Annotated in this window: 18 protein-coding genes; 9 read left to right on the forward strand and 9 right to left on the reverse strand. The window is 60.8% G+C overall.

Features of this window, described 5'->3' with window-relative positions; translation table 11 throughout:
- The first annotated feature begins 564 nt into the window (after positions 1-564).
- A complete protein-coding gene (gene nagZ / locus FR699_RS01980; protein WP_158853653.1) occupies positions 565-2,136 on the forward strand; it encodes a beta-N-acetylhexosaminidase in 1,572 nt (523 codons plus the stop codon).
- Between the two features lie 96 nt (positions 2,137-2,232).
- Here nagZ and FR699_RS01985 read toward each other — a convergent pair whose 3' ends face one another.
- Positions 2,233-3,360, reverse strand: a complete 1,128-nt coding sequence (locus FR699_RS01985; RefSeq protein ID WP_154552026.1) for an ABC transporter ATP-binding protein — start codon at positions 3,358-3,360, stop codon at positions 2,233-2,235.
- Positions 3,361-3,600: 240 nt separating this feature from the next.
- On the opposite strand from FR699_RS01985, the gene FR699_RS01990 reads away from it, so the two are divergent.
- Positions 3,601-4,611 carry an SIS domain-containing protein gene (locus FR699_RS01990; protein WP_158853655.1) on the forward strand — a complete coding sequence of 337 codons (1,011 nt, stop codon included), beginning with the start codon at positions 3,601-3,603 and terminating at the stop codon, positions 4,609-4,611.
- A gap of 219 nt (positions 4,612-4,830) precedes the next feature.
- The gene (locus FR699_RS01995; protein ID WP_158853657.1) at positions 4,831-5,835 is read left to right on the forward strand and encodes a BadF/BadG/BcrA/BcrD ATPase family protein; all 1,005 of its coding nucleotides are present in this window, start codon (positions 4,831-4,833) and stop codon (positions 5,833-5,835) included.
- Between the two features lie 193 nt (positions 5,836-6,028).
- Here the strand turns inward: FR699_RS01995 and FR699_RS02000 are convergent, their stop codons facing one another.
- The 4 genes from FR699_RS02000 to FR699_RS02015 all read right to left on the reverse strand — a co-directional run bounded on the left by FR699_RS02000 (position 6,029) and on the right by FR699_RS02015 (position 10,339).
- The gene (locus FR699_RS02000) at positions 6,029-6,937 is read right to left on the reverse strand and encodes a carbohydrate ABC transporter permease (protein ID WP_158853659.1); all 909 of its coding nucleotides are present in this window, start codon (positions 6,935-6,937) and stop codon (positions 6,029-6,031) included.
- Between the two features lie 3 nt (positions 6,938-6,940).
- Positions 6,941-7,918, reverse strand: a complete 978-nt coding sequence (locus FR699_RS02005; protein ID WP_199268269.1) for a carbohydrate ABC transporter permease — start codon at positions 7,916-7,918, stop codon at positions 6,941-6,943.
- 182 nt (positions 7,919-8,100) lie between these two features.
- Positions 8,101-9,420: an extracellular solute-binding protein gene (locus FR699_RS02010; RefSeq protein WP_233263356.1), complete on the reverse strand. Its 1,320-nt coding sequence runs from the start codon at positions 9,418-9,420 to the stop codon at positions 8,101-8,103.
- A 778-nt stretch (positions 9,421-10,198) separates the two neighbouring features.
- On the reverse strand, positions 10,199-10,339 hold the full coding sequence (locus FR699_RS02015) for a hypothetical protein (RefSeq protein WP_158853663.1): 141 nt from the start codon (positions 10,337-10,339) through the stop codon (positions 10,199-10,201).
- A gap of 806 nt (positions 10,340-11,145) precedes the next feature.
- On the opposite strand from FR699_RS02015, the gene FR699_RS02020 reads away from it, so the two are divergent.
- On the forward strand, positions 11,146-12,204 hold the full coding sequence (locus FR699_RS02020) for a TrmB family transcriptional regulator sugar-binding domain-containing protein (protein WP_154552021.1): 1,059 nt from the start codon (positions 11,146-11,148) through the stop codon (positions 12,202-12,204).
- Between the two features lie 685 nt (positions 12,205-12,889).
- On the opposite strand, the gene FR699_RS02025 is transcribed toward FR699_RS02020, so the two are convergent.
- A complete protein-coding gene (locus FR699_RS02025; RefSeq protein ID WP_154552020.1) occupies positions 12,890-13,846 on the reverse strand; it encodes an L-lactate dehydrogenase in 957 nt (318 codons plus the stop codon).
- 320 nt (positions 13,847-14,166) lie between these two features.
- Here FR699_RS02025 and FR699_RS02030 point away from each other — a divergent pair, with 320 nt between their 5' ends.
- The gene (locus FR699_RS02030) at positions 14,167-15,057 is read left to right on the forward strand and encodes an NAD(P)H-binding protein (protein ID WP_154552019.1); all 891 of its coding nucleotides are present in this window, start codon (positions 14,167-14,169) and stop codon (positions 15,055-15,057) included.
- A complete protein-coding gene (locus FR699_RS02035; protein WP_154552018.1) occupies positions 15,054-15,779 on the forward strand; it encodes a hypothetical protein in 726 nt (241 codons plus the stop codon). The genes FR699_RS02030 and FR699_RS02035 overlap by 4 nt, the downstream gene beginning before the upstream one ends.
- A gap of 229 nt (positions 15,780-16,008) precedes the next feature.
- Here FR699_RS02035 and FR699_RS02040 read toward each other — a convergent pair whose 3' ends face one another.
- Positions 16,009-16,365, reverse strand: coding sequence for a co-chaperone YbbN (locus FR699_RS02040; RefSeq protein WP_158853665.1), 357 nt, complete (start codon positions 16,363-16,365; stop codon positions 16,009-16,011).
- 129 nt (positions 16,366-16,494) lie between these two features.
- Between FR699_RS02040 and mutS the strand changes: the two genes are divergently transcribed.
- The 3 genes from mutS (at position 16,495) to FR699_RS02055 (ending at position 20,413) form a co-directional block, all read left to right on the forward strand.
- Entirely contained in the window at positions 16,495-19,092 is a 2,598-nt protein-coding gene (gene mutS, locus FR699_RS02045; protein ID WP_158853667.1) for a DNA mismatch repair protein MutS, read from the forward strand.
- 24 nt (positions 19,093-19,116) lie between these two features.
- On the forward strand, positions 19,117-19,890 hold the full coding sequence (locus tag FR699_RS02050; protein ID WP_154552015.1) for a DICT sensory domain-containing protein: 774 nt from the start codon (positions 19,117-19,119) through the stop codon (positions 19,888-19,890).
- Positions 19,891-19,978: 88 nt separating this feature from the next.
- Complete coding sequence (locus FR699_RS02055; protein ID WP_158853669.1) at positions 19,979-20,413, forward strand: DUF5788 family protein; 435 nt, start codon at positions 19,979-19,981, stop codon at positions 20,411-20,413.
- Positions 20,414-20,434: 21 nt separating this feature from the next.
- On the opposite strand, the gene FR699_RS02060 is transcribed toward FR699_RS02055, so the two are convergent.
- Both FR699_RS02060 and FR699_RS02065 read right to left on the reverse strand, forming a co-directional pair.
- On the reverse strand, positions 20,435-22,873 hold the full coding sequence (locus FR699_RS02060) for an RND family transporter (protein WP_154552013.1): 2,439 nt from the start codon (positions 22,871-22,873) through the stop codon (positions 20,435-20,437).
- 34 nt (positions 22,874-22,907) lie between these two features.
- Positions 22,908-26,087 carry a COG1361 S-layer family protein gene (locus tag FR699_RS02065; RefSeq protein ID WP_158853671.1) on the reverse strand — a complete coding sequence of 1,060 codons (3,180 nt, stop codon included), beginning with the start codon at positions 26,085-26,087 and terminating at the stop codon, positions 22,908-22,910.
- Between the last annotated feature and the right edge of the window lie 82 nt (positions 26,088-26,169).

A 26,169-nucleotide genomic window follows, 5' to 3' on the forward strand; every position in this document is an offset into this window, starting at 1 on the left:
GAATATATTTGCTATTTCCTGCGAAAAATTTGAATAAATTTGTCTTTTCAGGATCTTATATTTTTTCTGTATTCTACGACGGGCTACTGGGCGACCGTTCCGTGCGCTTGCGAAGGTGCTTTGAGCGGGTCAAGTGCTTGTATGCAGTTCCATCCGCGAATTTTACCGTACTGCGGATCCGGATTCGGGCAGCGACGACCCGATTATCGATCTTTCGTCGTCAATTTGCGGATATAAATATACATTACATAACTACTTATATATAAAATAATATTTGTCATAACTTCCCATGAGCGGCCGCGGACCCCCGTCGATCCGTCCGGTCGCTCCGTCGTTGCACTCATCTGGTGACTCGAAACTCACCGGTAGGGTCGGCACGATGGCGGGACTATTGGCCCTTATTGGCACTGGTCAGCCGGGAGAGCAGACATTCAGGGGCTGGGGCCGATGGTGGCCTTGGCGACTGGGCACTCGCCGAGTCGCGCGACTGTGTTGCCATTGATGGGGTCTTAGCGTCCCGGCGAGCCCGTAGTTTTATTTGAGTGGAAAGCATTCGCGGCTTGTATGTCCGCCCAAAACGTCGGAGAACTGTCTCTTAGGGAGAAAGTCGGCCAACTGTTCATGGTCGGTTTCGACGGCACCGAACCAACCGATGACGTCTGCGCACTCATCGAGGAGTACAACCTCGGCGGCGTCATCTACTTTTCGCGAAACATCGAGTCGCCGTCACAAGTCGCGTCACTCTCCCGGACACTGCAGGAGCTGGCCCAATCGACCGGCGCGGGCTCACCCCTCCTGATCGCGACCGACCAAGAGGGCGGAGTCGTCTCCCGGCTCGACTGGGGCTCGCAGCTGCCGAGTCACATGCTGTTCGGTGCGTGTGGTGATCCACACGTCACACGCAAGGCGGGCCAGGCAGTCGGTCGCGAACTCCGTTCGCTCGGTATCACGATGAATCTCGCCCCTGTCCTCGACGTCAACAACAACCCCGACAACCCGGTCATCGGCGTCAGGTCGTTCGGGGAGTCCCCAGAACTGGTCGCGGACCTCGGCGTCGAGATGGCGACCGGGATGCAGTCGGCCGACGTCTTGGCGTGTGGCAAACACTTCCCGGGTCACGGTGATACGGCGACCGATTCCCACGTCGGCCTCCCCGTCGTCGATCACGACATCGATCGCCTCGACCGCGTGGAGTTCTTCCCGTTCAAACGAGCGATCGCGGCCGGAATCGACGCCATCATGACGACCCACGTGTCGTTCCCGTCGATCACCGACGACGAGGACCGCCCCGCGACGATCTCACCGGCCGTCCAGACTGGAATCCTCCGGGAGCGACTCGATTTCGATGGACTGGTCGTCACAGACTGCCTCGAGATGCACGCGATCGCCGACGGTGTCGGAACGACCGATGGGGCGGTCGAAGCCATCGAAGCCGGCTGTGATATCGCCATGGTCTCGCATACGCCAGACCGACAGCGAAACGCCATCGAGGCTGTCGTCGAGGCCGTCGAATCCGGTCGTCTGTCCGAAGCCAGCATCGACGAATCGGTGCGGCGAATCCAGCGGCTCAAACAGGAACGGAACGTCGCAGAGCCGCCGGCACAATCGTGGGAGGAGTCTGCGACAACATCCACGTCGATCGCCCGCTCGGTCGCCGAGTGTGGCCTCACCCTCGTTCGGGACGAGCGCGGCGTGATCCCGTTCGATGTCGACCGCCCCCTACACGCGATCGGCTTCACCGGCGACCGCGGCTCGAACGCGGAAGACGATCGATACGAGCCAGCTGTCGTCTTCGACGCCCTCGAGGAGCGTGGCGTCGACGTTCGCCGAGAAACGGTGTCCGATCCAGCATCGTTCGACTACCCCACTGACGGGACGGCACAGATCCTGGTTGTGACCTACGACGCGCGGTCGAACCCCGGACAGGCGACGGCACTTCGTCGGCTCTGTGCCCAGTCCGACGACGTCGCCGTACTGGCAGTGCGAACCCCGTACGATCTCACTGTGTGTCCGGACGACGTGCCGTTCCTGACATCCTACGGCTACTCACCGGGAGCCGTCGACGCTGCCGCCAGTGTCCTCGTCGGGGACAGCACTCCGAAGGGGACGCTCCCGGTCACGATGCCCGACGACTAATCGACGATCGTGTGACGGGACCGAGCAGCTGTGTCACGGGCCGCCTGCGATGGATGGGGCCTGTGTCGAACTGTCTGGAGACGGTCTCAGGCTTTCTCAGGCGGGTATCGCGGCGTCTTCTTCTTCGATGGTCGCCTTGCTGTTGCGCAGTGCCTCGCCGGTCTTGGCGTCAAAGAGGTTCAACCGATCTTCCGGGAACTGCAAGGACAGGTCGTCACCACGGCCGAACTGGCGGCTGCCGTCGATCGTCGCCGTGTACTGGTCACCGGCCAGTTCGACTGTGACGTGAGAGAGGTCCCCGAGTGGTTCGACCACGTCGACGGTGGCCGGGACGCCGTTATCCTCGCCACGTTTGACCGTGATGTCTTCGGGCCGAACGCCGAGGATGAGACGGTCCTTGGACGTGACTTTTCTCGCCGTCTCGGCGCTGAGCTCGTACTCGAAGGCATCGTGGACCAGGGTCCCGTCTTCGACGGCCACTTCGAGAAAGTTCATCGAGGGTTCGCCGATGAACCCTGCGACGAACTGGTTGTTGGGACGGTGATAACACTCGAGTGGCGTCCCGATCTGCTGGAGTTCCCCGTCGTTGAGGATGGCGATCCGATCGCCCATCGTCATCGCCTCGATCTGGTTGTGCGTCACGTAGATCGTCGTGACTCCGAGGTCCTCTTGGAGGGACTTCAACTCGGTTCGCATCTGGGAGCGAAGCTTTGCGTCGAGATTCGAGAGCGGCTCGTCCATCAGGAACGCCGCTGGATCCCGGACGATCGCCCGTCCGAGTGCCACCCGCTGTTGTTGCCCGCCGGACAACTCTGCAGGTTCGTCTTCGAGCAAGTCGGTAATCCCCATCATCTGGGCGGCGTCGTTGACGCGCTCGTCGATCTCGTCTTCGTCGAGGTCCGTACTCATCTTCAGCCCGAAGGACATGTTCTCTCGGGCCGTCATGTGGGGGTACAGCGCGTAATTCTGGAAGACCATCGCGATATCACGATCACGTGGCTCCTGATCGACGACTGACTGGCCCTCGATACGGACGTCACCGCTGGTCGGAATCTCCAGTCCGGAGACCATCCGGAGCGTGGTCGACTTGCCACACCCCGAGGGGCCGACGAGGACCAGAAATTCTTCATCGCGCAATGTGATGGACAGGTCGTCCACCGCGGTGATGTCGCCACTGTCGTCTGAGAACACTTTCGTGAGTGAATCTATCTCTAACTCGGCCATGCGTATAGCCGACTATACTCGTCGTAATACAAAGAATTTATGACTCAATTTTGTCTCGTTCCCCGCACAGGCATCGATCTGGCCCCAAACTGCCGGTAAAGTGTAGAAAATATAACTATTTTTGCCGGCGTTGCCGTGCGTCGTCCCGGGGAACCCGTCTCTCTTGGCACCACGCAGCCGGTTCGCTCACCCGCCGGGACCCCCCAAACTTATAGCCTAGAAGATACCACTCCAAACGTGATGGTTGGAGAGCACGCGCATCGAGAGATTAGAGACGGTTGTGACGTGATCGAAACGGTTGTATCGAACACAGACCCGATCGAACGGGTCGCGGAACCACTTCTCAGTGCCGACCGGGTGACGTTTCTCGGGTGTGGGTCCTCGTACTGGTCCGGCGTCGTTGGCCGCGCACTGCTCCGGAACGCAGGTGTCGACGCGCACGTGGAGTACGCTCCGGAATTCCTCTATGAGTCACCGCCGATCGGCGAGACTGACGTCGCCGTGGGACTGTCCCAATCCGGTGAGACGACCGAGACGATCCGAGCGCTCGAGACTGCCGCTGACAACGGTGCCACGACGGTCGCGATCACGAACACTGACGGGTCGACTCTGGCCGAGATGGCCCATCACACGATTGTGACTCCGGCCGGCGATGAACGGGCCGTCATGGCGACGAAATCCGTCGACGCGGTCGTCACGACGTTGTACCTGTTGGCCGACCGCATCGGTGGGTCCGGGTGGCAGACGGCACTGGCTGGCGCTACCGATCGGGTCGAGGCCGTCATCGAGTCGGACGTCTCCGAGGTCGTCTCCGTCTTGACGGACGCCGAGTGCGCCTACACCCTCGGAACTGGAGGCGCCTACGGCTTGGCTGGTGAAGCAGCGACCAAGCTTGGCGAAGCGATGCTGTTGCATACGACGGCACTGCCGACGCTGGAAATCAATCACGGGCCGATCGCGAACGTCGCTGGCGACGTGGTGATCTGGTACGCCCTCGACAACGCCGGGGCACCCGTCTCGGATCACGTTCTCGACGGGTTGCGCGACGCCGGTGCACGAACCGTCGTCGTTCATCCCCACGGGACGAGCTACGACGCGACGGCGACGATCGAATTGCCCGCATCGGCGGAGACGCTGCTCCCCGCGCTGAAACTCACCCAACGGGTCGCCTACGCGGGTGCGATGGAACTGGGATACGATCCGGACAGCCCGCCACAGCTGTCGAAACACGTCGAAATCGAGGGGATCTGACGGCATGGTCGCTGTGGTTCGACCGCGCAGTTACCCGAAGCGGAGACACGGACGAACGCTTCCGAGGAGAAACAGCATCGGCTGTACGCAGTCGTTTCCGTTCGGCACTGCCCGACGGTCTCGTGACCGCTGGATCGGCCCTTCCACTGGGCGGGTCACGCCAGACCGACTGATCGCTACCCGAAAAATACAAACCAAAATTCGACGAATACCATACCGATGATCATTGTAAGCGTCGACGCCGGTGGCTCGACTACCGATTGCATCGCCGTCGATTCGACACTGGACTTACTCGGTGTTGCGCAGGGTGGCCCCGGCAACTATCTCGCTGTGGGGGCAGAGACCGCCAGGGATAACGTCGCGGCAACGATCGAACGTGCACTTTCGCCGACCGACCCGATTGAGGAACCCGTCGTCGGTGGGTTCGGGTTCGCAGGGATGCAACTCGCTGAGCAAGAGGCTGTCGTCCGCGAGTTCCTCGCCGACATCGACGTCCTCGAATCGTTCGAGATTGTCTCTGACGTCGCGCTGTCTCATTACGCGCTGACGGCCGGTGATCCGGGTATTGCCGTCGTCGCAGGCACTGGCGCGACGGCGTACGGTCGTGACGAGAGTGGGGCCGACGTCCGAACGAGCGGGTGGGGCTGGCTTCTGGGAGACGAAGGAAGCGGCTTCTCTCTTGCCCGGCGCGGGCTGCAAACGGCCGCTCGTGGCTTCGACGGCCGTGGTCCCGAAACGGAACTCACCGATCGTGCAACCCAGCACTTTGATGTCGACTCGTTTCTCGAAATCATCAAACCCGTCTACGAACACGCCGAGCCGCCGGGTAACATCGCGTCGTTCGCCGAGGAAGTCACCGCAGCGGCACAGGCGGGCGATGCGGTTGCACTCGACCTGCTACGCGAAGCCGGCGAGGAACTCGCCCTTGCCGCCAAAGCGGTCGACGACGAACTCGACTTGGCCGACCCGGTGTCGGTCGGCGGCGTCGGTGGCCTCTTAGAGTCGACGCTCGTTCGCGAGCAGTTCGTCTCGGCCGTCACCGAACAGTTCCAGGCGCCCGACGTGCTGGAGCCGATCCAACACCCGGTCGTCGGCGGCGTGGCTCTTGCCGCCGACAATCACGCGTTCTCGATCGACGTCGACCAACTGCAAGCACTCGACACTCGGATCGAGCGCGCAGGCATCGACGCGACCGAGCCACAACTGCAGCCGTCACGAGACTGATTTTCCCCGATTGGATCTGCCCGCTTCGCTCTCGTCGTGACCGAGCTGGACTGTGGACCCGAAAATTGTCCTCGACGCCTTCGCGCCCGACTGTGCCGGGACGTGTTGCTCTGACTCGTGAGTCACTGACTTCTGGCCGGAAAAGGAGTGGCGAGAGCCGTTCCCTCGATCGCAAAATGCCGTCGCGAGCGCCTTACTGCTTGACGCTCCCGGCGGTGAGGCCGGAGACGATCTGCCGGTTGAACGCGACGAAGATGATCAGTAGTGGGAGCGAGGCCGTCGTCGATGCAGCCATCAGTGGGCCCAGTTGCGTCGAGTAGGCCTCCATGAAGTCGTAGATACCGATGGCAAATGGCGTGACTTTGTTGGGGGCCATCACCGAGGCGAACAGGACTTCGTTGAACGCAAGCAGGAAGACGAACATCCCGGTCGCAGCGAAGCCCGGCAGTGCCAGCGGGAGGACGATCCGGTAGAGGGCTTCGAGTCGGCTACACCCGTCGATCCGAGCGGCTTCTTCGAGTGCCGCCGGAATCGTATCGATGTACCCGCGCAACATCCAGATGGCGAAGGGGACGGTAAAGGTGGTGTAGAGGAAGATCATACCCCAGTACGTGTCTTTCATCGGGATGCCGCTTTGCCCGAGAAACGTGAACAACAGGAACATCGGAATCAGGATGAGGATGCCCGGAATCATCTGCGTCGCCAGCGCACTGACTTCGAACGTCGACTTGCCCGGGAACTCGTAGCGGGAGAACGCGTAGGCCGCCAGGCCGGCGATGGTGAGACTGAGCACGGTCGTCACACTCGCGATGAGCAGGCTGTTGAAGTAGTAGTTAACCAGCGGAATCACATCCCACATCTGCAGGTAGTGCTCGATCGTCCACGCCTGGGGGATCGGGTGAAAGCCCGCGAGTGCGATCTCTGATCGGGGTTTCAACGACGTCTGGAGCATCATCCAGAACGGAAACAGTGCGAAGATCAACAGCAACACCAACGTCACGCGCACCAACAGGCTGAACAACGTCTCTCTGGCCGACGACTCCAGACGAAGCTCGTCGGCGAACAATCCACTGTCTTGGTCGGTTCTGAATCGTTCGAACATCGGTTAGATGGCACCTCCTTGGTATTCGCCCTGCACAGTGCGCTTGTAGTACACGTACGCGAAGATCATCGCGATGATGAACAGTAGGAAGCTGATTGCCGCTCCAGCCCCGTACTGGGATTGGCTGAAGCCGGCATTGTAGGCGAGTACTATCAGCACGTTCGCGGACTCACTGGGCTGTGATCCGAGAAGGATGTACGGGATGGTGAAGTTGACGAGCGTCCAGAGGATCATCAACAGGAGGATGACCGTCGAGACGGGCATCAATTGTGGAAGCGTCACGTGCCGGAACTTACCCCACCGACTGGCTCCATCGATATCAGCCGCCTCGTAGAGCTGCTGGGGGATCGACTGGAGCCCGGCGTACAACATGATCGCCGCCCACGGGAACTGTCGCCAGATGTTCGTGATGATGATCGTCAAGAGTGAATTGGGCCCCAGGAGCCACTGTGGGAGTGACTGGACTGAATCGAAGAACGGCGTCATCAACAACAGGCCGTTGATCGAACCGTCGAAAGCCAGCATCATCCGCCAGGTCAACAGCATCGGCACGATGGGGACGACCCACGGAACCAGAATCGCGGTCCTGGCTGCGAGCTTCCCTCTGAAATCGTGATTGAGCGCGAGCGCCGCGATCATCCCGAGCGTGAACACGCCGGTCACACATCCCACGGTGTAGATGAGCGTCGCCTTCATCGAGCCGACGATCTGTGATCCGATGAACGTCTCCGGCTCGAAGATGTCGATGTAGTGTGTCAACGCGACGAACGTCTCCGGTCTGAACCATTCAGCGATGTCCAGGGACGGAAACTTATAGAAGCTCATCACGAAGCCCATGACGATCGGGAAGCCGTGGACGATCGCCATGAGCGTAAACGCCGGTAGGATGAGCTTCAATCCGAATTTTTGATCTTTCGTCAACGAGGCCCATCTGCCCTCGGACGAATGGCCGTCGGTACGTTCCTCTACGGTCTGGGACATAGATCGAAGTGTTCACCTCCACACTAATATTTGTTTGTGTTCTTTGCTCCCTCGACCAGTCAAAAAAATCAAAACAAGTTACACGATCGGCTACTGACCGACGCAATCGACGGCCAAGACGGGATGTCGAATCGTGGCGGCGGCGCGTCTGGTGGACGAACCCTTGGTTGGGGCGCGAGTCTTCAGAGGGCGTCGTTGGCCTGCGTGACCGCTGCGTCGAGACGCTTTTTCGTGTCTCCTTGCGACCAGTTGCCAGTCGATTCTTTGGTCAGGATATCGACGATAGCACCCTTCAGCGAGTTGGCAACCCCACCCCAGCCGACGACCTGTGGCGCGGTTTTGGCGTTGGTATCCTCGAGCAGCGTGTTGAACTCCTGGAACAACGAGTTGTTCTGGATTGCGGGTGCCTGGAAGCTCTCTTTGACCGACGGGAGAAAGCCCCGGCGCTTGGCGAGATCCGCGTTCACGTCCGCTCGCGTGAGGTACTCGACGAATTTCGCGGCGGCCCGCTGTTTGTCCGTCCACGGGTGAATGCCGATCAGGTTCACGCCGAAGAACGTCGACGGATCACCGTTTGGCCCGGCCGGTGGCGCCCCTGCGGTCAGATTCTTCTGGGGGTTGCTGATGTTGCTCTTCATCGTGATACCGGCCCAGGTACTGGCGATCTGTTTCGAGATGAAGGCGTTGTTCCGCGCGGTGCCGTTCCACTCGATGGACGACCGGGGCGAAATATTGTTCGCGCCAGCCAGGTCCTTATAGAAGTTCATCGCTTGGACGGCTTTGTCGCTGTTGAAGACGGCCTTGTTGTTGTCGTCGAGCATCTGGCCGCCGTTCTGCCAGAGGAGCATCATGTAGTACTGGGTGACCGCCCAGTTGTTCGCGCCGGGGATGCCAAAGAGGGACTTTTGCTGGAAGCCACTGCTTGCTTGCTTCTCGGCCCACCCGTTGAACGTTTTCGCGTCTTCGATCATCTCGTCCCAGGTGCTTGGCGCGCCGTCGATACCGGCACTTTCCATCATTCCATCGTAGTACAGGTGCGCGCGCGGACCCCAGAACCACGGGAAGCCAGCGGTCACACCATCGAACTTACCGATCTCCATCGGCGAGTCGTAGATCTTGTCTTCGGGCAGATCGACACCGGCTTCTCCCATATCCATCCACCCGTTCGAGTTGATCTGCTTGGGCATCCACGTCGAGGCAATCTCCTCGACGTCGGGACCGGACCCACTCGTAATGCTGTTGTTCTGGACTTTTTTCGCGTTGCTCCAGCCCATCGTCTCGTAGTCAACCTCGACACCGATCTCCTCCCGCATCTTGGGGTTGTGGTCGTTGATAAACTTCTCTTTGGCGCTGTTGGCGAACATCCGCAACGAGAGGGTCGTGACGTTCTGGGACGCCGTCCCGGTCGTCGTCCCTTCGTTGGTCTCCGTCGGCGTCGAACCGCTTCCCTCTCCTTCCGTCGTCGTGTCGCCGCCACCACAGCCAGCGAGCGCTGTCACCATCGCAGCTCCCGCTCCCTTGATGAACTTACGTCTCCGTCCACTCCTCACAGGTTTGTCTGACATGGACAATCGGAATGATTGATCCCTACGTATATATTAGTACCGGTAGCCCACATCATAGCTTATATATCTTGGCATGGGGTCCGGGGTGTTTCGTCGTTTCTCCACCGCGATCTGGGCTTCCCGGTGCAGTTGCGGCGTATGTCTCACTGAAGGGATTGTCAGCGTGTACTGTCTCTGTAGATCTTCGATACGGACGATCTCCGCCGTCACTGGCTACAGCGCGTCGATTCTTGCCCAGATTGACGCAGCTGTTCTCGACCGATTACCCGCCGTGGTCTGTTTCTCGACTCGTATCGATACGTTCCACCGGCAACGGACTAGACTCTCTCGCGATCTTGTGCGTCCGACGTTGCAATTTATATCATGGTCTTCAATGCTGAATCGGATTTGTAAAATCCAATTACATCGTGCCGGTTGTGCGGTAACGACTCTCACAACCCCGATCTCACAGCACTGTTGGCGAGTATTTTGAATATATCCATCTATAGAGATATTATCCAAATATATTCTCGGTAATAATCGTAAAACTGTCTTATCGTCTGTGAAATTAGATGTAACAGATTTTCTCGATCTGTGGATCGACAGCCGCTGTGGGATCTATCCTGTCACTCGTCACTCGATGGGCTGTCAGAGAGTGTCACACGGACTGTGCCGAATGAGAATAACAATAGTACACCCGTTATTTTTCGCCTGACGACTGGAACGGACTCTCTCATCACCACTTGACAATTGGTGGCCCATCGACGAACAGACTGTCCGCGCCCCACCCTTCACCTGCGGGGGCGTGTCCGTCTGGATCGGCCCGTAAGCTGGTGAGACGCTCGTCGATCCGTACACCGCCTGTCTGTCGTGTCATCCCTTGGACTTCGCTCATCGGCGTCTCAATCTGACGGCACCAGTAACGAAGACTGACCGCGCCGTTGTGTATCCGTCTTTACTCGGTGCTTGCTCTGAACGCTTGGGCCTGGGCCAGCGCACCCGGAGTCACTTTGAACTGTTTTACCAAATCTGGAGCATAATACAAAATATGGTTGTTCGTCTTCGTATACAATTCGACAGCCGATAGTTCTGTGCCGGCCACTCACGCCGTGATCTTGCCAGAGAACCTTCTTTTTCGTCCCCTGCGTGAGGAGTGACACTGACAGCGGCTACAGAACGATATGGCGTCTTCCTCTCGCCCGCTGTCCCTGGTATTTGGCCCAATGGAGTCGCGTCCATTTTGGACCGACTGTCGGCTTTTTCGGCTCGCTGTTCACTCTTTTCTCCCATCACTGCTGGTTTCCATCGATCGCCAGTGAGCCCCACTCACCTCACTCACGCTACGCCACGGAGAGGGACCCAGCCGAACGAAAGATTACCCTCGGGAATTCGGGCGTGCTGGCCGGGTCATCGAGTCGCCTATCTTGTCTCCCGTCCACGATTTCGGCGGACGCCGATATAATTCGTTGTTTTGTCAGTTTTTAAGTTATGAATTTCATCTAGTACTATTTCGAGACATGGAGCCCATCGTCTACTGACACTAGCGGCCAGTATCCACTGATCGTCCCCCAACGAAGACGCGCGAATGGTGGCCGTCTGTGAACACCATCGTTTGGGCACGCGACTGCGTTTCCGCATGGCTTCCCATACTATTTATCGCACCGCGCGTCCTTCGTGTATACGATGGCCGAGCAACTCTCGGAGTTGATCCGGTCGTTTGGATTTACTGCCAAGGAGACCGAGGCGTTCATCACGATATTACACGACGGGCCGATGACCGTCCAAGAGGTCGTCGACGCGTCCAATATCTCACGTCGACACGCCTACAACGCGATCGACAAGCTAGAAGCGTTCAACTTCGTTGTCGTCAACGACTATATCACCCCGACCACGGTCGAACCGGCCCCTCCCGACGAAGTTCGCGAGCAGCTTCAAACGATGGTCGACCAGCTGTACAACCGACTGGAGGAACGATACCACCGAGACCACTACAGTACGGAGACCGTCAAGATCCTGAAGTCCAGGTCGACGGTCATCGCGACGATGAAGGAGATGATCTCCTCGGCCCAACGCCGTGTTGGGATTTCGATCCCAGCACAGTTGTTTTCGACAGTGCAGGAGACACTCGTCGATGCTATCGACAACGACGTCGCGACCATGCTGTTGCTTACGGATTACGACGAAGAGACCGAGTTGGAATCCGACCCACCGATGGAAGAAACGGCCGACGTCATCCGGTATTCTGCGGATCCGGGGCTTATTCTGCTTGCAGTGGACCGTGACTTCGGGTTGGTCGCTCCGACAAAGATCACGTCTGACTCATCGAGCCATCGAAATGCGCTGTACTCTTCGCAACCGCACCTCGTCAGTGTCGTCTTCACGACGCTTATGGAATACCAGTGGCAAATCGGACAAGAATACTACGTCACAGCGCCACAGAGTCTTCCGACCACCTATTCGAACATCCGGAAAGCCGTTATCGATGCGACCCTGCAGCTGAAAGACGGTGTCGACATCGCTGCAGAGATAGATGCTCGGCCAGTCGACGAGCCGGAAGCAGCGGTCACGATCAGCGGCGAGGTCGTAGAGGTCGGCCAGCGGTTGATCGAACCGATCACGGCGACGATCCCCCACCAGTCGTGTCTGTATATCGACAACGGCGGGGAAACTGTCACCGTGGGTGGGACCAATGCTTACCTCGAAGATTACCGGGCTCGCTCGATTCGGATCACTCGCCTCTAGGGCCGTGTTGCGGGTCTGCACTTTCCACCCCCAGTAGATCGAGCCTGGACACGGCAATCCATCGACCCGTGAATTATTCTCCCTGTGCCGAGAAGTCGGGTGTACCGGCTTTCGATCCGCTCTCTCCTCGGCTGTGAAGAAATTGACGAGCATATTAGAACTCACCCGTCACCTAACTAGTCTGTTGCTTATCTTTCCGGGACTCCTGCACTCAACTGCCCATTTCCGATTTGCTTGGTGGCGTCGCGGGTGGGTGTGGCGGAGGAAAGACCGATCCGGCTGCTCGAGTGATCGCCTTCGTGTTGCTGTCGTGTCTACGGCGATGCATGCATCGCCGCTTGTGTTGCGTACAGGATCTCGCCTTCTGTGCTTTCTATAGACAATTTAGGCAGTCGTTGGTACCCAACAGTATCGATCCGTCGTTCGAGCCGGTTTCCTCTTGTTCGTTTGATCATATGCGATAGTCACTGTCGGTGCGTGCGGACGCTGTAGGTCGTCCTCATCCGATAGCCCTCTATGCTTCGCTATTGCTCTGTTTACATGTCGAATTTCAATATATGACAGAATACGATACCAGTCGGCAACTATCGGTAGTTCGCCTCGTTTTCGCGTCCCAGAAACGGTGGCAGTCTGTTCGATCGTGCGGTTCCGCCTGTCCGCACCCATCCATGCCCCAACAGTTGTGCTAGATGTCCAGCTTGTCCAACTCGGAGCGCAGCATCTCGCCCGATTCGACGAACTGCTCGCGTTCGTGATCGTCCAGATCGAGGTCGACTACATGACGGACACCACCACGGTTGAGCACTGCGGGCATGCTCAGATAGACGTCTTCGAGACCCTGGTGGCCGTCCATCAGTGTCGAAACGGTGTGGATCGAGTTTTCGTCCCGGACGATACTTTCGATGATGTCGGTCGCAGCCAACGCGATAGCGTAGTACGTCGCGCCCTTCCGGTCGATGATCTCGTAGGCCGCTCCACGGACCTCTTCGGCGACTTGTTCGCGCTGCTGTAACCCACAGTCCATCTCACAGACCGGACAGTAGTCGTCGAAGGGGACGCCGGCCATGTGAGTCGCACTCCAGACGAGGACTTCGCTGTCGCCGTGTTCGCCGATGACGTAGGCGTGAATGTTCCGTGCGTCGACGTTACAGTTCTTACTGAGGACGTTTCGGAACCGCGAGGTATCGAGAACAGTCCCAGTCCCGATGACACGTTCCCAGGGCAGATCCGAGATCTGCCAGGTGACATACGAGAGAATGTCGACAGGGTTTGCAACCACGAGGACCACCGAATCGTCGTTCAGCCCCTCCGTAATTCGGGGGACCATATCCTCGAAGATCTCGACGTTCCGTTCTAACAATTCCAGGCGCGTCTCGCCCGGTTTCTGGCTCGCCCCGGCGGTGATGACGACGACGTCGGCATCCCAGGCGTCTTCGTAGTCGCCGGCGTAGATGTTTACTGGTTTGACGAACGCTGCGCCGTGGCGCAGATCCATCGCCTCACCTTCGGCCTTCTCGTGATCGATGTCTATCAGGGCCATCTCCGAGACCGAGCCGCTTTGCATCAGCGCGTATGCAGTTGTCGCGCCAACGTCTCCAGCTCCGATGATCGCTACTTTCCCTTTGACTGGTCGCTCTGGCATGGTTCTGTACCATCGCTTAACTAACAGACAGGGATAAACATTCGGAGGTCGGTCGGCATCGTCTCGGCTGGATAGTCGCGTTGAGGTCCCTTCTGTCCCACTGTTCGTGTAGTGTGTCGACACAACGACGGGACTCTGTATGTACTGGCTACGGGCTGGGAGGTCCGCACCGCCACAGACGCTCACGGTGAGTGCCCAACTGAGCCGATTTGAACGATTCTCCCTCCTCGGACGACTATGCTATCGAGCGGGACGAACACATCAGCACTATCCCCGGAGTGACGCCCGGTGTTTTTCCCAACGCGGCCCGGAGTACCAGTATGAAGGTTCTGGTCACTGGGGCGACTGGATTCGTCGGTAGTTCGCTCGTCCCTGCCCTACAAGCGGCGGGCCACGACGTCGTCGCGATGACGCGGGACGCAAGTGCCTACGATCCGCCCAGCGGGGTCGCAGTCACCGAGGGCGACTTGCTCGATCCGGCCACGCTTTCCCTCTCCGAAGACTTCGATGCGGCGTACTACCTCGTCCATTCGCTGGGGACCGGCGAGACCTTCGCCGAACGCGACCGGATCGCTGCCGAAAACTTCCGGGCTGTCGCTGACAGTGCCGGCATCGATCGCGTGGTCTATCTCGGCGGGCTGGGTGAGGCCGGCGACGACCTCTCTGAGCATCTCCGCTCGCGTCAGGAAGTCGAATCGATCCTCGCTGAGGGGGACTCCGATCTGACGACGCTCAGAGCGGCGATCATCGTCGGCGAGGGCAGTGCCAGTTTCCGGATGGTTCGTCAACTCGTCGAGCGGCTGCCGGTCATGATCGCGCCACGGTGGCTCTACACCGAGTGCCAGCCGATCGCCATTTCTGACGTGATCACGTATCTGGTCGGCGTCCTCGATCATCCAGCGACTGCCGGCGAGACATACCAGATCGGTGGCCCCGAAATTTTGACCTACCACGAGATGTTGACCCGAACCGCCGACATTCTGGGCAAGCGGCGCTATATCGTCCCGGTCCCAGTGCTCACCCCTCGCCTGTCCGCCTACTGGGTCGAGTTCGTGACCGACGTGCCGGCGGCCGTCTCGCGGCCGCTGATCCTCGGGCTGAAAAATCCTGTCGTCGTCACGGACGATAGCGTCGAAGACGTCATCACCGTCGAGAAGACGCCCTTCGACGAGGCCGTCGCACGTGCGTTTGGAGGCGACGCCGAACCATGACCGGTATCGCTCCTGACGAAGAGTCGCCGGATCGAAACCCCGAGCGCTGGGTCTACGAGAGCATCGCCGGGTCGATCCCGGGTGTCGAGTTGACGCGGACGGTCGCGTTGCTCGTCCAGTTGCTTCTCTTCGAGACGGGTGTGATCGTTCTCGCGGTCGGCTACAACCGCTGGGAGGGGCTGCTCGCTGGAACCACGGCGGTCGTGATCGCCTCTGCGGGCAGCGTCTTCCTGTTGACGATCGGGCGGCGCATTCGCCGCCTCGACGTCTCGACTCGGTACACCGAGGTCTTGTTCGGCTCCGGTATCGAGATCGTCCTGGGCCTGGGGTCGTTCATCGCGTTGCTCACGTACCTGTTCGTGATCGATCCGCGGGCAGGCGGGACGACGCTACTCGCCGACTTGCTTGGCGACCCACTGCCCGTCCCGGCCGTGTTCTTTACGTTGCTCGTCCTGTGGGACGTCTGTTACCGGATCGGAACCGGGTGGTGGGCGAGTCTCGTCGGCCTCTGGCGGAGCGTGGCTCTGGGGGAAACCATCGACGCCACGACTGCTGAAGCGTTCGTTCGCATCGACGCAATCACGATCGCTTTCGCCTGGACGCAACTGGCACTAGTTCCGTTTGTCACCGATCACATCCTCCTCGCTGTGGCGCTTCTCGGCCACGTCGTTGCTGTGACACTCGTCTCGGGCAGTTCGATTCTCGTCCTCCGACGATCCTGAGTGGAGTGTGAGTCTTTCCTTTCTAGTGAATCGGCCGACGGCTGGCCCGATAGAGACGGGATCGTGACTGCACGCACGAGCCAGGGTACGGTCAGTGAGGTGGAGGGCTATGTCGAGGAAGCCGTCGCAACGGCACGCCGCGCCCGTCGACGACTTCTCAATAGAAGGGCTGGCGCTCGCTGTTGCCGACGGCCAGGGACTGACCGACCGGATGGCTACCGTCTTGTAGTCAGGCTTCGGTTTCAATCAGTTCCAGTACCTCTTCGGCTGGCTGGAAGCCGTCGGCGACGCGTTCGACGGGTTCACCGTCTCGGAACACGACCAGTAGCGGGACGCTTTGGACGTCGAAGCGATCGACCAGCGGCGGATCGTCTCGCGGGTTGATCGTCCCGATCACGGCGTCGCTCTCCTGGGCGACGATCCCCAGAACGGGTTCCATCGACGCACAGACCCCACAGCCGTCCGTGTAGAACTCGACGAGAACGGTCTCGTCGGTCTCGACGAGCGCGTCGAGATCGGCTTCGTCTTCGAGGGCGACCGGCCGCTCGGGTGACGCCGCTTGATCGTCGCGTGAGGGTGCCGTCATTACTTTCACTCGGTGCCCAAAATTTAAATACTAGTCGATATTGTCCGAGTGGAACAATTCTAATAGACGCACGGCAATAGCGCGTTGGGACCAACGGGTATTTGTCCGCCGGGGCGTACTCACTCGGGCATGGATGGGGCACTGGGACCGCCGGCCAAGATGGCCGAGCGGCGCGAGGAACTGACGCCGATGTTGAGTCAGTACGTCGAGTTGACCGATCGGTACGACGACGCGCTGGTCCTGTTCCAGTCGGGGGACTTTTATAAGGCGTTCTGTGACGCTGCCGACGTACTCGCGCGAGTCTGTGAGGTCACGCTGACCGAGCGGGAGGATTCGACTGGCACCTACGCCATGACCGGCGTCCCGATCGACAACGCCGAATCCTACGTCGAAAAGCTACTGGATGCAGGTTATCGCGTCGCGATCGCCGAGCAAGTCGAGGACCCGGACGCAGTCAGTGGCGTCGTCGACCGTGCTGTCACGCGGATCATCACGCCGGGGACGCTCACCGAGGACGAACTGCTGGGCGGGGCCCAGAACAACTACGTCGCCGCGCTCGCGGCGGCCGATGGGCGCGTCGGTGTGGCCGTCCTCGACGTCTCGACCGGGGACTTCTACGCGACGAGTACTGACGACCGCGAGACCGCCCGTGACGAACTCACCCGCTTCGGTCCGGCAGAGGGCATTGTCGGCCCTGACGCACCGGACCTCTTCGACGGCGCGTGTGCCGTCACCCCCGTCGTGGCGGAGTACTTCGCCGACGAGCACGCCCGCGAACACGTCACCGACTACTTTGGCCCGCCGGATCGACTGCTGGCGACCGACGCCGAGATCCGTGCCTGTGGCGCGCTGCTTGCCTACGCCGAGTACGCCCGCGGCGGCCAGGACGGCCGTCTGGACTATCTCAACCACCTTACGCGATACGACCCGCGGGAGTACATGGTACTCGACGCGGTGGCCCTGGACAGTCTGGAGATCTTCGAACGCCGGACAGTCACGGGTCGCACCGATCTGACGCTCGTCGACGTGATGGACGAGACAGCCTGTGCGCTGGGCCGTCGCCGACTGACCGAGTGGCTCCGCCGGCCGTTGCTCGACCGTGACCGGATCGAGGCCCGCCATGGGGCTGTCGAGGAACTCGTCTCGGCCCTGCAAACCCGGGAACGACTGCAAGCACTGCTCGCCGACGTCTACGACATCGAGCGACTCATCTCCCGGGTTTCCCGATCACGGGCCGACGCTCGCGATCTCCGCTCGCTGAAAGACACGCTCGACGTGATTCCGGAGCTCCGGGCGACTTTAGCCGATGCTGAGGCTCCCCTGCTCGCGGACCTTCAGGATCGACTCGACGAGTTAGACGACCTCCGTGGGCTGATCGACGACGCGATCGCTGTCGACCCGCCGACCGAGATCACCGAGGGCGGGATCATCAGTGACGGGTATCACGACCGACTCGACGAATTGCGCGCGACCGAGCGGGCGGGCAAAGACTGGATTACCGACCTAGAGGCAAGCGAGCGCGAACGGACCGGCATCGACTCGCTGAAAGTCGGCCACAACGCTGTCCACGGCTACTACATCGAAGTGACCGACGCGAATCTCGATCGTGTTCCCGAGGACTACCAGCGACGCCAAACGCTGAAAAACGCCGAGCGGTACTACACGCCCGAACTCAAGGAACGCGAAGACGAGATTCTGCGGGCAGCGAGCCAGGCTGAGGACCTCGAATACGACCTGTTCGTCGCGGTTCGCGAGCAGGTCGCCGCCCACTCAGAGCGCGTCCAGGCGGTGGCCGACGCCGTGGCGACTCTGGACGTGCTCGTCTCGTTTGGGACCGTCGCGGCCGAACGCGATTACTGTCGGCCAACCTTCGACGGCGACGCTATCCACGTCGAGGGCGGTCGCCACCCGGTCGTCGAACGCGCCGAGGAGCAGTTCGTGCCCAACGACGTCCACCTCGACGACGATTCGTTCCTCGCGGTAATTACCGGGCCGAACATGAGCGGGAAGTCGACGTACATGCGCCAGGTTGGGCTGCTCACCGTCCTCGCCCAGGCCGGGAGTTTCGTGCCGGCAGCGTCCGCCAGCTTGCGGATCGTCGATCGGGTCTTCACCCGGGTCGGGGCCAGCGACGATATCGCTGGCGGCCGCTCGACGTTCATGGTCGAGATGAGTGAACTCGCGACGATCCTGGCTCAGGCTAGCCCGGACTCGCTGGTCTTGCTCGACGAGGTTGGCCGCGGAACCAGCACCTCGGACGGCCTGGCGATCGCTCGGGCCGTGACCGAACACATCCACGACGAGATCGGTGCGACCACGCTGTTTGCTACCCATCATCACGAGCTGACCGACGTCGCTACGAGCCTCCCGCAGGCGACGAATCTGCACTTCCGGACCGACCGCGACAGCGACGATGTCGCGTTCCCGTACGAGATCGCTCCCGGCCCCGCAGAGGCGTCCTACGGCGTGGAGGTCGCCGCGGTCGCGGGCGTGCCTGGGCCAGTCGTCGACCGGTCTCGGGAGCTGCTCGCTACGACGGACCGTCTCGACGAACCAGTGCCCCGTGAGGCGACCACTAGCGACCCCCCGGAACGAGAGACTGCAGCCGAGACGTTGTCCGCCGAGTTGCAATCGCTCACCGTCGCCGAATTGACGCCGCTCGAAGCACTCAACACGCTCGCGGACTTGCAGCGGCTGGCTGGCGAGGGCGCGGACGGAGATTTATAATAGCACCGTCCGTAGCCACAGTCGATGGATATCCATGGCTGCATCGAGGCGATCAACAACCACGAGAAAGAGCTGGTCCTGTTCAACGTGGGCAACGAGGACCGTCTAGGCGAGCACCTGGCTGATTTCTTCGAGACCCAGAACGTCCGGATTTCGACAGCCCGGACGGCCTCCGGACGCCCGGCCGAGGTTGCGGTCCTCAGTGCTGTCGATGGTGTGTTGGCGGTTCTCGATGGATCACTCCTCCGGCAACTGGTGACGGAAACGAACGTGGGTGCCAACGGCGTCGGCTTCGCAGATACAGAATACGAGGCCATCCTCAAACACCTCAAAGAGACCACGTTCACGTCCACCGACCGATCCCAGTTGCATCACGCGTCCAGAGAGATCGAAGACCGGGCCCGGCGTGTCGGCTCTGGCACTTTGTATGCCGGCTTCCAGCGCTTTTCGCTCATGGCAGATCAATCGTCTATCTACGCCGATATCGCCCGCCGCGGGGTAACCGTCCACGCCTTCGGCGTGCCCGACGATCCGGCCCCTGATCTGGGTGGTGCCCAGGTTCATGCAGTCGAGACCGACGAGATTGCCACCACGTGGTTCGTCATCTTCGATGGCGGGGACGAGACGGCCCAAGAGACCGCCCTGCTGGCCGAACAGCGCGGTCCAGAGCAGTTCTACGGTGCCTGGACCTACGATGCGATGCTCGTCGATCGCGTCCGGGCCCATCTCGAAACCGAGTACGTGTGCGATAGTGATATCTCCACGTCAGGCCCACAGTCGAACGAGCCTGGTACCTGATGCATTCGTGGCGACTGTGTCGTTCTGTCTCGCCACGGGGCAGTGCCGAACCGAAAGACTCCCGGCGGTTGGGCTGTGAGGCAGTTACATGGGGAAGACGGGAGACGAGAGCCAACTCGACGATCGACGACGCGAGGAGTTACTCGAGCGTGTGACGCGCAAGTCGGCGACTGTTGGCCAACAGATCCCGACGGCGGTCCAAATCCAGGGCACGGAGATGAACCTCAAGGAATTCGTCTGGGAGACCAAACGCCAGGGCACGGTTCCTCCGGAGTTGCGCGACCGCGTCCGCGAGGTTCGGCGTAAACTCACCGCCGAGCGCGCGGCACGAAAGGAGCGGCTCGAATCGGCCACATTGACCGAATCCGAAGCCGAGGCACTGGCCGATTCGATCGTCGGGATCGATCGCGCCCTCGCAGCCCTACAGAATCTCCACGAACCGGATCTCGCCGAGCGTGCCCGCAAACAAGACGTCGAGAGCAACCGGCGGTGGGTGTCGTTCCTCGACACTATTTTGGAGTGAGGACGGCTCTCCCGTCACGTTCTAGCCGAACACGCGCGCCCAGCCACGGAGCGTCAGCGGCAACACCGTCACCGCCGTCAGATACGAGAGGAACGTACTGACACCGGTTAGCAGGCCGAACTGCCCCAAAATCGGGTTGACGGCGACGGTCATACAGACGACACTTCCCGAGGTCGTCAGCATGCTCGCGGTGATCCCGCCCCCAGTCCCGCTGAGCGTCACGAGCAGCGATTCGTGGACGTCCCCGTTGTCGTCGTATTCGTCGATGAACCGGTGGCTGACGTGGACGGCGTAGGCCACTCCGAGACCGATCGTGATCGCGAGGATCGTCGCCGTCAGCGCGTTGAACGTGATGCCGAGGATGGGCATCGACCCGACTAGCAACACGATCGCGACCGTGACCGGCGCCATCGTCGCCAGCCCAAGCGACCACCGCCCTTCGAGCAGGCCGAAGATCACGACCAGGAACGCCGCTGTCAGCAAGAACGCGACGGCGAAACTGATGATCGCAGAGCTCATCAGCGCCTCAGTCAGTGCCCGGAAGACGATGATGTCGCCCGTCACAACGGCGTCGAACCGGGCGTCGGCGGCGAGCGTGCGCGCGTCCTCGGTGACTTCCTTCTGGCTGGCGCTGGCTTGGACCTGGTAGACGACTTTCGTCGCCCGGCGATCCGCGGTCAGGTACTGGCGGGCCTGGTCCCCGTACTCAGAGGACAGCAACGCCTGATAGATCGCATCGAGGTTCCGATCGGGGACGCCGTTCTCCGAGAGGTCGTTGCGGTCGAGTAGGTCCGCAAACTCCCTGTCCTGTCGGGCAGCCCTCTCCATGACGTCCACGATGCTCTGTGAAACGGCGTGGCCGTCTTTGCGGACGAACGAGTCCGGTGGGTCCGAGCCGACGCGGGAGACGGCTTCGAGGGCGTGATCCCGCCGCAGCGGTCCCTCGACGTACAACGTCACCTGTTCGGTGTTGGTCGTCTCGAACGTGTCGGTGATGTAATTCGACGTGGCCGTGATTTCGAACTCGGAGGGGGCAATCTGGTCGGGAATCGCATCGAGCTGTGGCGGGTGATCGGCGTACGGCAGGAAGTCCTCGGTCTCGAACTTCGATTCGACGTTCGTCGCGGACTGGGCGGCGGCTCCAGTTACCAGGAGGATGATCGCAAGCAGAATCAGCGGGTGACGTTTGGCGACGATTGCACTCGATCGGAGGATGTCGCCAAGCCGCGATTCCTCGCCACCGAGTGGCGTGATCGAAAACTGTCTGATGCCCCTCGAGTGCCGCCAGCGATCGACGACGACCTTCAGCGCGGGCAGAAAGACACCGAAGACGGCAAGCGTAAACACCATCCCGACCGCGACGACGAGCCCGAATTCCCGGACAGGTTCGAGGGCACTCGTCACGTTCGCCGAGAACCCGATGACGTTCGTCACCGAGACGATGAAAAAAGCCACCAGCAACTGCCGGTTGGCGATCGACATACTGTCCTCGACTGACTTCCCGGCGACTCGCTCCTCGCGATATCGGTTGACGGCGTGGATCCCGAAGTCGATCCCGACGCCCAGCAACAGGACCGGGACCGCGACCATCATGAGGTTGAAACTGATCCCGGCATAGCCCATGAAGCCGAACGTCCAGACGATAGCCAACAATAGACTCACGAGCGCCAGCACCAGATCGATCGGGTCCCGATAGGCGACGATCAGGAACACGAGAATCAGGACGGTCACCATCGGGACGATCAACGACAGTGACTCGAAGATCGCCCGATCGAAGCCAGCATCCTGGATCGCCGTCCCGAAGACACGAACGTCGCCGTGGCCCGTCTCGGCGACCTGCTTGACCCGCTCTTGGACGGTCTCTAAGGTCGAATCGTCCCCCTCCGGAATCGCGTGTGACACGAGCACGATCGTCGCTGAGGCGTGGGGCTCGGCCAGATTCTGGTCTTCACTCAGTAGCTGGGCGACCTGGGGCCGCCGATCGAGCAGCGTGTGGCTGGCCGCTCGAATCTCCGTTGGCGTTGCCGTCTCGATCGCCTGCCGCTGTGCTGTTGTCGTCGTCGCCAACGGGTCTAGGACTCTGGCGACCCCAGAGGCGAGTCCGGTTACGTCGCCCACCCGGAGCGACGGATCGGCTTCGAGGTCTTCTTGCAGTTCGAGCATCCGGAGCAAGGCTCGCTTCGAGAAGACGTTCTCGTCGCTGACGACGACTTGTGTCGAGTCCTCGCCCGCGTCGAACGTCGCGCCGAACTGGTCGTCGATGAACTGTTGGGTGTGATGCTCGGGGACACTCTCGAAGAACCGCTGGGTGCCGGCGTCGATACTCACGCCCGCCATGCCTCCGGCGAAGATACCACTCAACAGCAGGAAGACGATGATGACTCGGACGGAGTGGTCGACGATCTCTCTGTCGACCGCTCGGACGATATCTTCGTGGTCGATCGAAGGGAGCGGAGTCATTTCTAGAGGTCTGGCAGGGTCTCTCAGTGTGCTGTTACTCTTGGACGTCGGCGGGCCCGGCGCTGTCTGTCCGCCACTCGCCGATCCGATCTCGGAGGCGGTCGACAGCTCCGAACCGCCAGCCGGCGATGCCAACCACGATCACAACGCCGAGGCCACCGATGAGGACGGGCAGTCCCATGCCTGACTCGGGCTGTGCGACGACGACGGGTACGCGGTAGGTATCCGAGAGCGTACTCTCGCCGCGTGCGTTGTCGTAGCGGAAATCCATCGACGCCGAGTAGGTTTTCGCACTGGCCCCGCCGCCGACCGAGAGGTCGAGAGTGACCGTCGTCGATTCGCCCGGCGCGAGTTCCGGAACGAACGCCGAGTCGTCTTCACTGTCGAGCGGGTCGTCGGTGAATAGCTTCGCTTGTACGTTCGAGAGCGTTTCGTTCCGGCGGTTCGTTACGGTCACGTCCAACGTTCCACTGGCACCTGGCTCGAAGGTCGCGTCGGTGTCGAGTCCGAACGCGTCCCGGTCCCGACCGAACGCGACGGTGAGGTCACGCGAGTCCGTCGTCTGGATGTCGCCCTGAGAGTCCCGATAGCGGGCCGAGACTTCGAACAACCGCGGTCCGTGCTCGGCTTCGTTCGTGATGCCGACCCGGTGTCGGAAACGCTCGGATTCGCCGGGTTCGAGCTCCCCAACGGCGTAGCGAGCGTTGTAGAAGTTGACGGTCTCGCGCTGTGTCTCGGCGGTGACGACCACGCCCTCGACTGACCGGTTCCCGACGTTCTCGATCTCGCCGACCAGATTACCCTCTTCGCCGACGTGGAGGTCACTTTCTACAGCTGCAAAGTCGAACAGCTGCTCGGCCAGCGGCTCGATCCCGACCATCTTCGTGCGGTCGGGCATGTCGTCGCCGTTTTCGTTCTCGTAACTGACCGAAAGCTCGGCGGCGTAGCGCCGGGTGATCGCGTTCTCGTCGAAGCCGACCCGGAAGGAGACGGTTTTGGTCTCGCCGACCGACCAGTTGCCGACGTAGCTCTGGGCCGTCGGCGTTCCAGTTCGGGGTGGTTCGAGGACGACCCCCTGGGCCTCGATCGGCTCGGGAGTCCCACCCGCGCCGAAGTACACCGCGTCCGTGTTGGAACCGATCGTCAGCGTCGTCCCACTGGCATTGACCGGTCCCTCGTTTCGTACGGTTAGCGTGACCTGGCCCGTGCTCCCGATCGGCACCTCGTGATCGATCGACTGGACGGTAAACTGCGGTTCGGACCGGGGCCGAAACTCGATGTCGTCGGTGTACTGGTTGTTGTTATCGGCCGCGTCGCTGTATTCGAACTCCAGATCGAGCGGGTAGGACCGATTCACTGCGTTGGCGCTGGTCCCGACCTGGAAGGTGATCGAACGAGCCTGGCCGGCCGCCCACTCACTCACCGTTGCGGTGCCCGACCGTGAGGATTCAGAGCCGATGTACACCTCTGAGTCCGGCGTCGACGCTGTCACCGAGAGATCCGAGAAATTCCGGTCTGCGGTGTTGTTCGCCAGGATCGTGACCTGGCCGACGCCGTCGATGGGGACGTTGTGTTCGACAGCGTGGATCGAGAGATGCTCTTTCGCTTGCGGGCGGATCTCGACTTGCTTGTTCCGGGAGTTTTGGTTGTCCGTCTCGTCGGTGTACTCGAAGGACAACGCAATCGGGTAGGTCCGATTGAGGGCGTCCTCGGTCGTCCCGACACGGAAGCGAAGTTGCCGTTGCTCGGTATTGTTCCACCGCTCGATGATGGCCGTCGACGAGCGGGAGGATTCGGCCCCGAAATAGACGGCCGAATCCGACGTCGAGGCCGTCACGGCGACGTCGCTGATCTGTTTGTTTGCGACTTGGGTGACGTTGACTGCCAGTACCCCTTCGCCGTCACGAGGCACGTTGTGGTCGACTGACCCGATCTGGAACTGATTGCGGATGCCGGGCCTGATCTCGACGGTCTCGGTCCGGGCATTGTCGTTGTCAGCATCGTCTGTATACTCGAATTGCACGTCGATCGGATAGGACCGATTCACTGCATTTTCGGTCGTCCCAACACGGAACGTGAACGTTCGCTCCTTTTCGGCCTCCCACTCGCTGACCACTGCCGTCGCCGAGCGTGAGGATTCGGAGCCGAAATACAGCTCTGACTCCCCCGTCGAAGCCGTCACTGATACGTCAGCGATGTCTTTATCGGCTGTGTGCTCGATCGTGAACGTCACTGTCCCTTCACCGTTTAATGGGACATCGTGGTTCGTTTCCGCGACCGTGAATTCCGTCCGGTCAGTTGGCGTAATGCCGAGTTGTTCAGTGGCCGACGTCTGCGCCCCGTCACTGTCCGTGTAACTGACCGACAGATCGATCGGATACTCACGCTTGACGGCACTCTCGACGGTCCCAGCACGGAACTCGAACTGTTTGGTCTCGCCGGCATCCCAATCGCCGACGTTTGCCTCGGACGTTGCCGTCCCCGAGCCAAAGTAGAAGTTCGAATCGCTCGAGGTCACTGAGACTGCCGTCTCGGTCACGTCTTCGTCACCGGTGTTGGAAATCTCCATGGTGACCGTCCCCTCACCGCCCAGAGGGACGTCGTGGTCGACACTGTCCACCTCGAAGCGGGCTTCTGGCTCGATCACCACTGTGATCGTATCTGTTTCCGTTCGGGTCACGACCGTCTCGTTGTACGCGTACTCGCCGTCCGCAACTTCTTCGTAGGTGACTTGTTCGGCGTGGCGATATTCGGTCGTCACCTCCATCTCGTAGGTCCCGGCCGCGGCGTCCTCGTCGACGACGACGTTGAACGAATGGGGGCCACTGGACTCGCCGTCCTGGACGGTGCCGATCGACTGTGAGCCAGTCTCGACCGACAACGGTGCCCCTCTCGTATCGGAGATGTCCAGGCTCACCGACCGCGCTTCACCCGCGCGTGAGCGCGCTTCCGACGGGTGGGTCGCGTTGTTGTCGTCGTAGGTCGCATCGTTCGTGATCGTGATCCCGACGGCCCCGTTCTGGCCGGGATTGAGCCGCGCGTCGGGTGCTGAGGCGTTCAACTGCGGTGTCCCTTCGATCGTCGACGAATTGGCCGCACTGACGACGCCGATTCCGCCTGGGAGGACGCCAGTGAGGCTACTGAGGACGACTAGCGTGGCGATACTGACTGCCCCTAGTTTCCGTCTCGGTCCGGCCCGGTCAGAACGGTCCATATTCTTACGTAGGCCCGCTTGCCCGGATAACGGTTGGCAAACTTAGAACAACTACTTATTTGTTTCTTTATATTATTGTGTC

The organism is Halorhabdus sp. CUG00001, assembly GCF_009797925.1.
Lineage (GTDB): Archaea > Halobacteriota > Halobacteria > Halobacteriales > Haloarculaceae > Halorhabdus.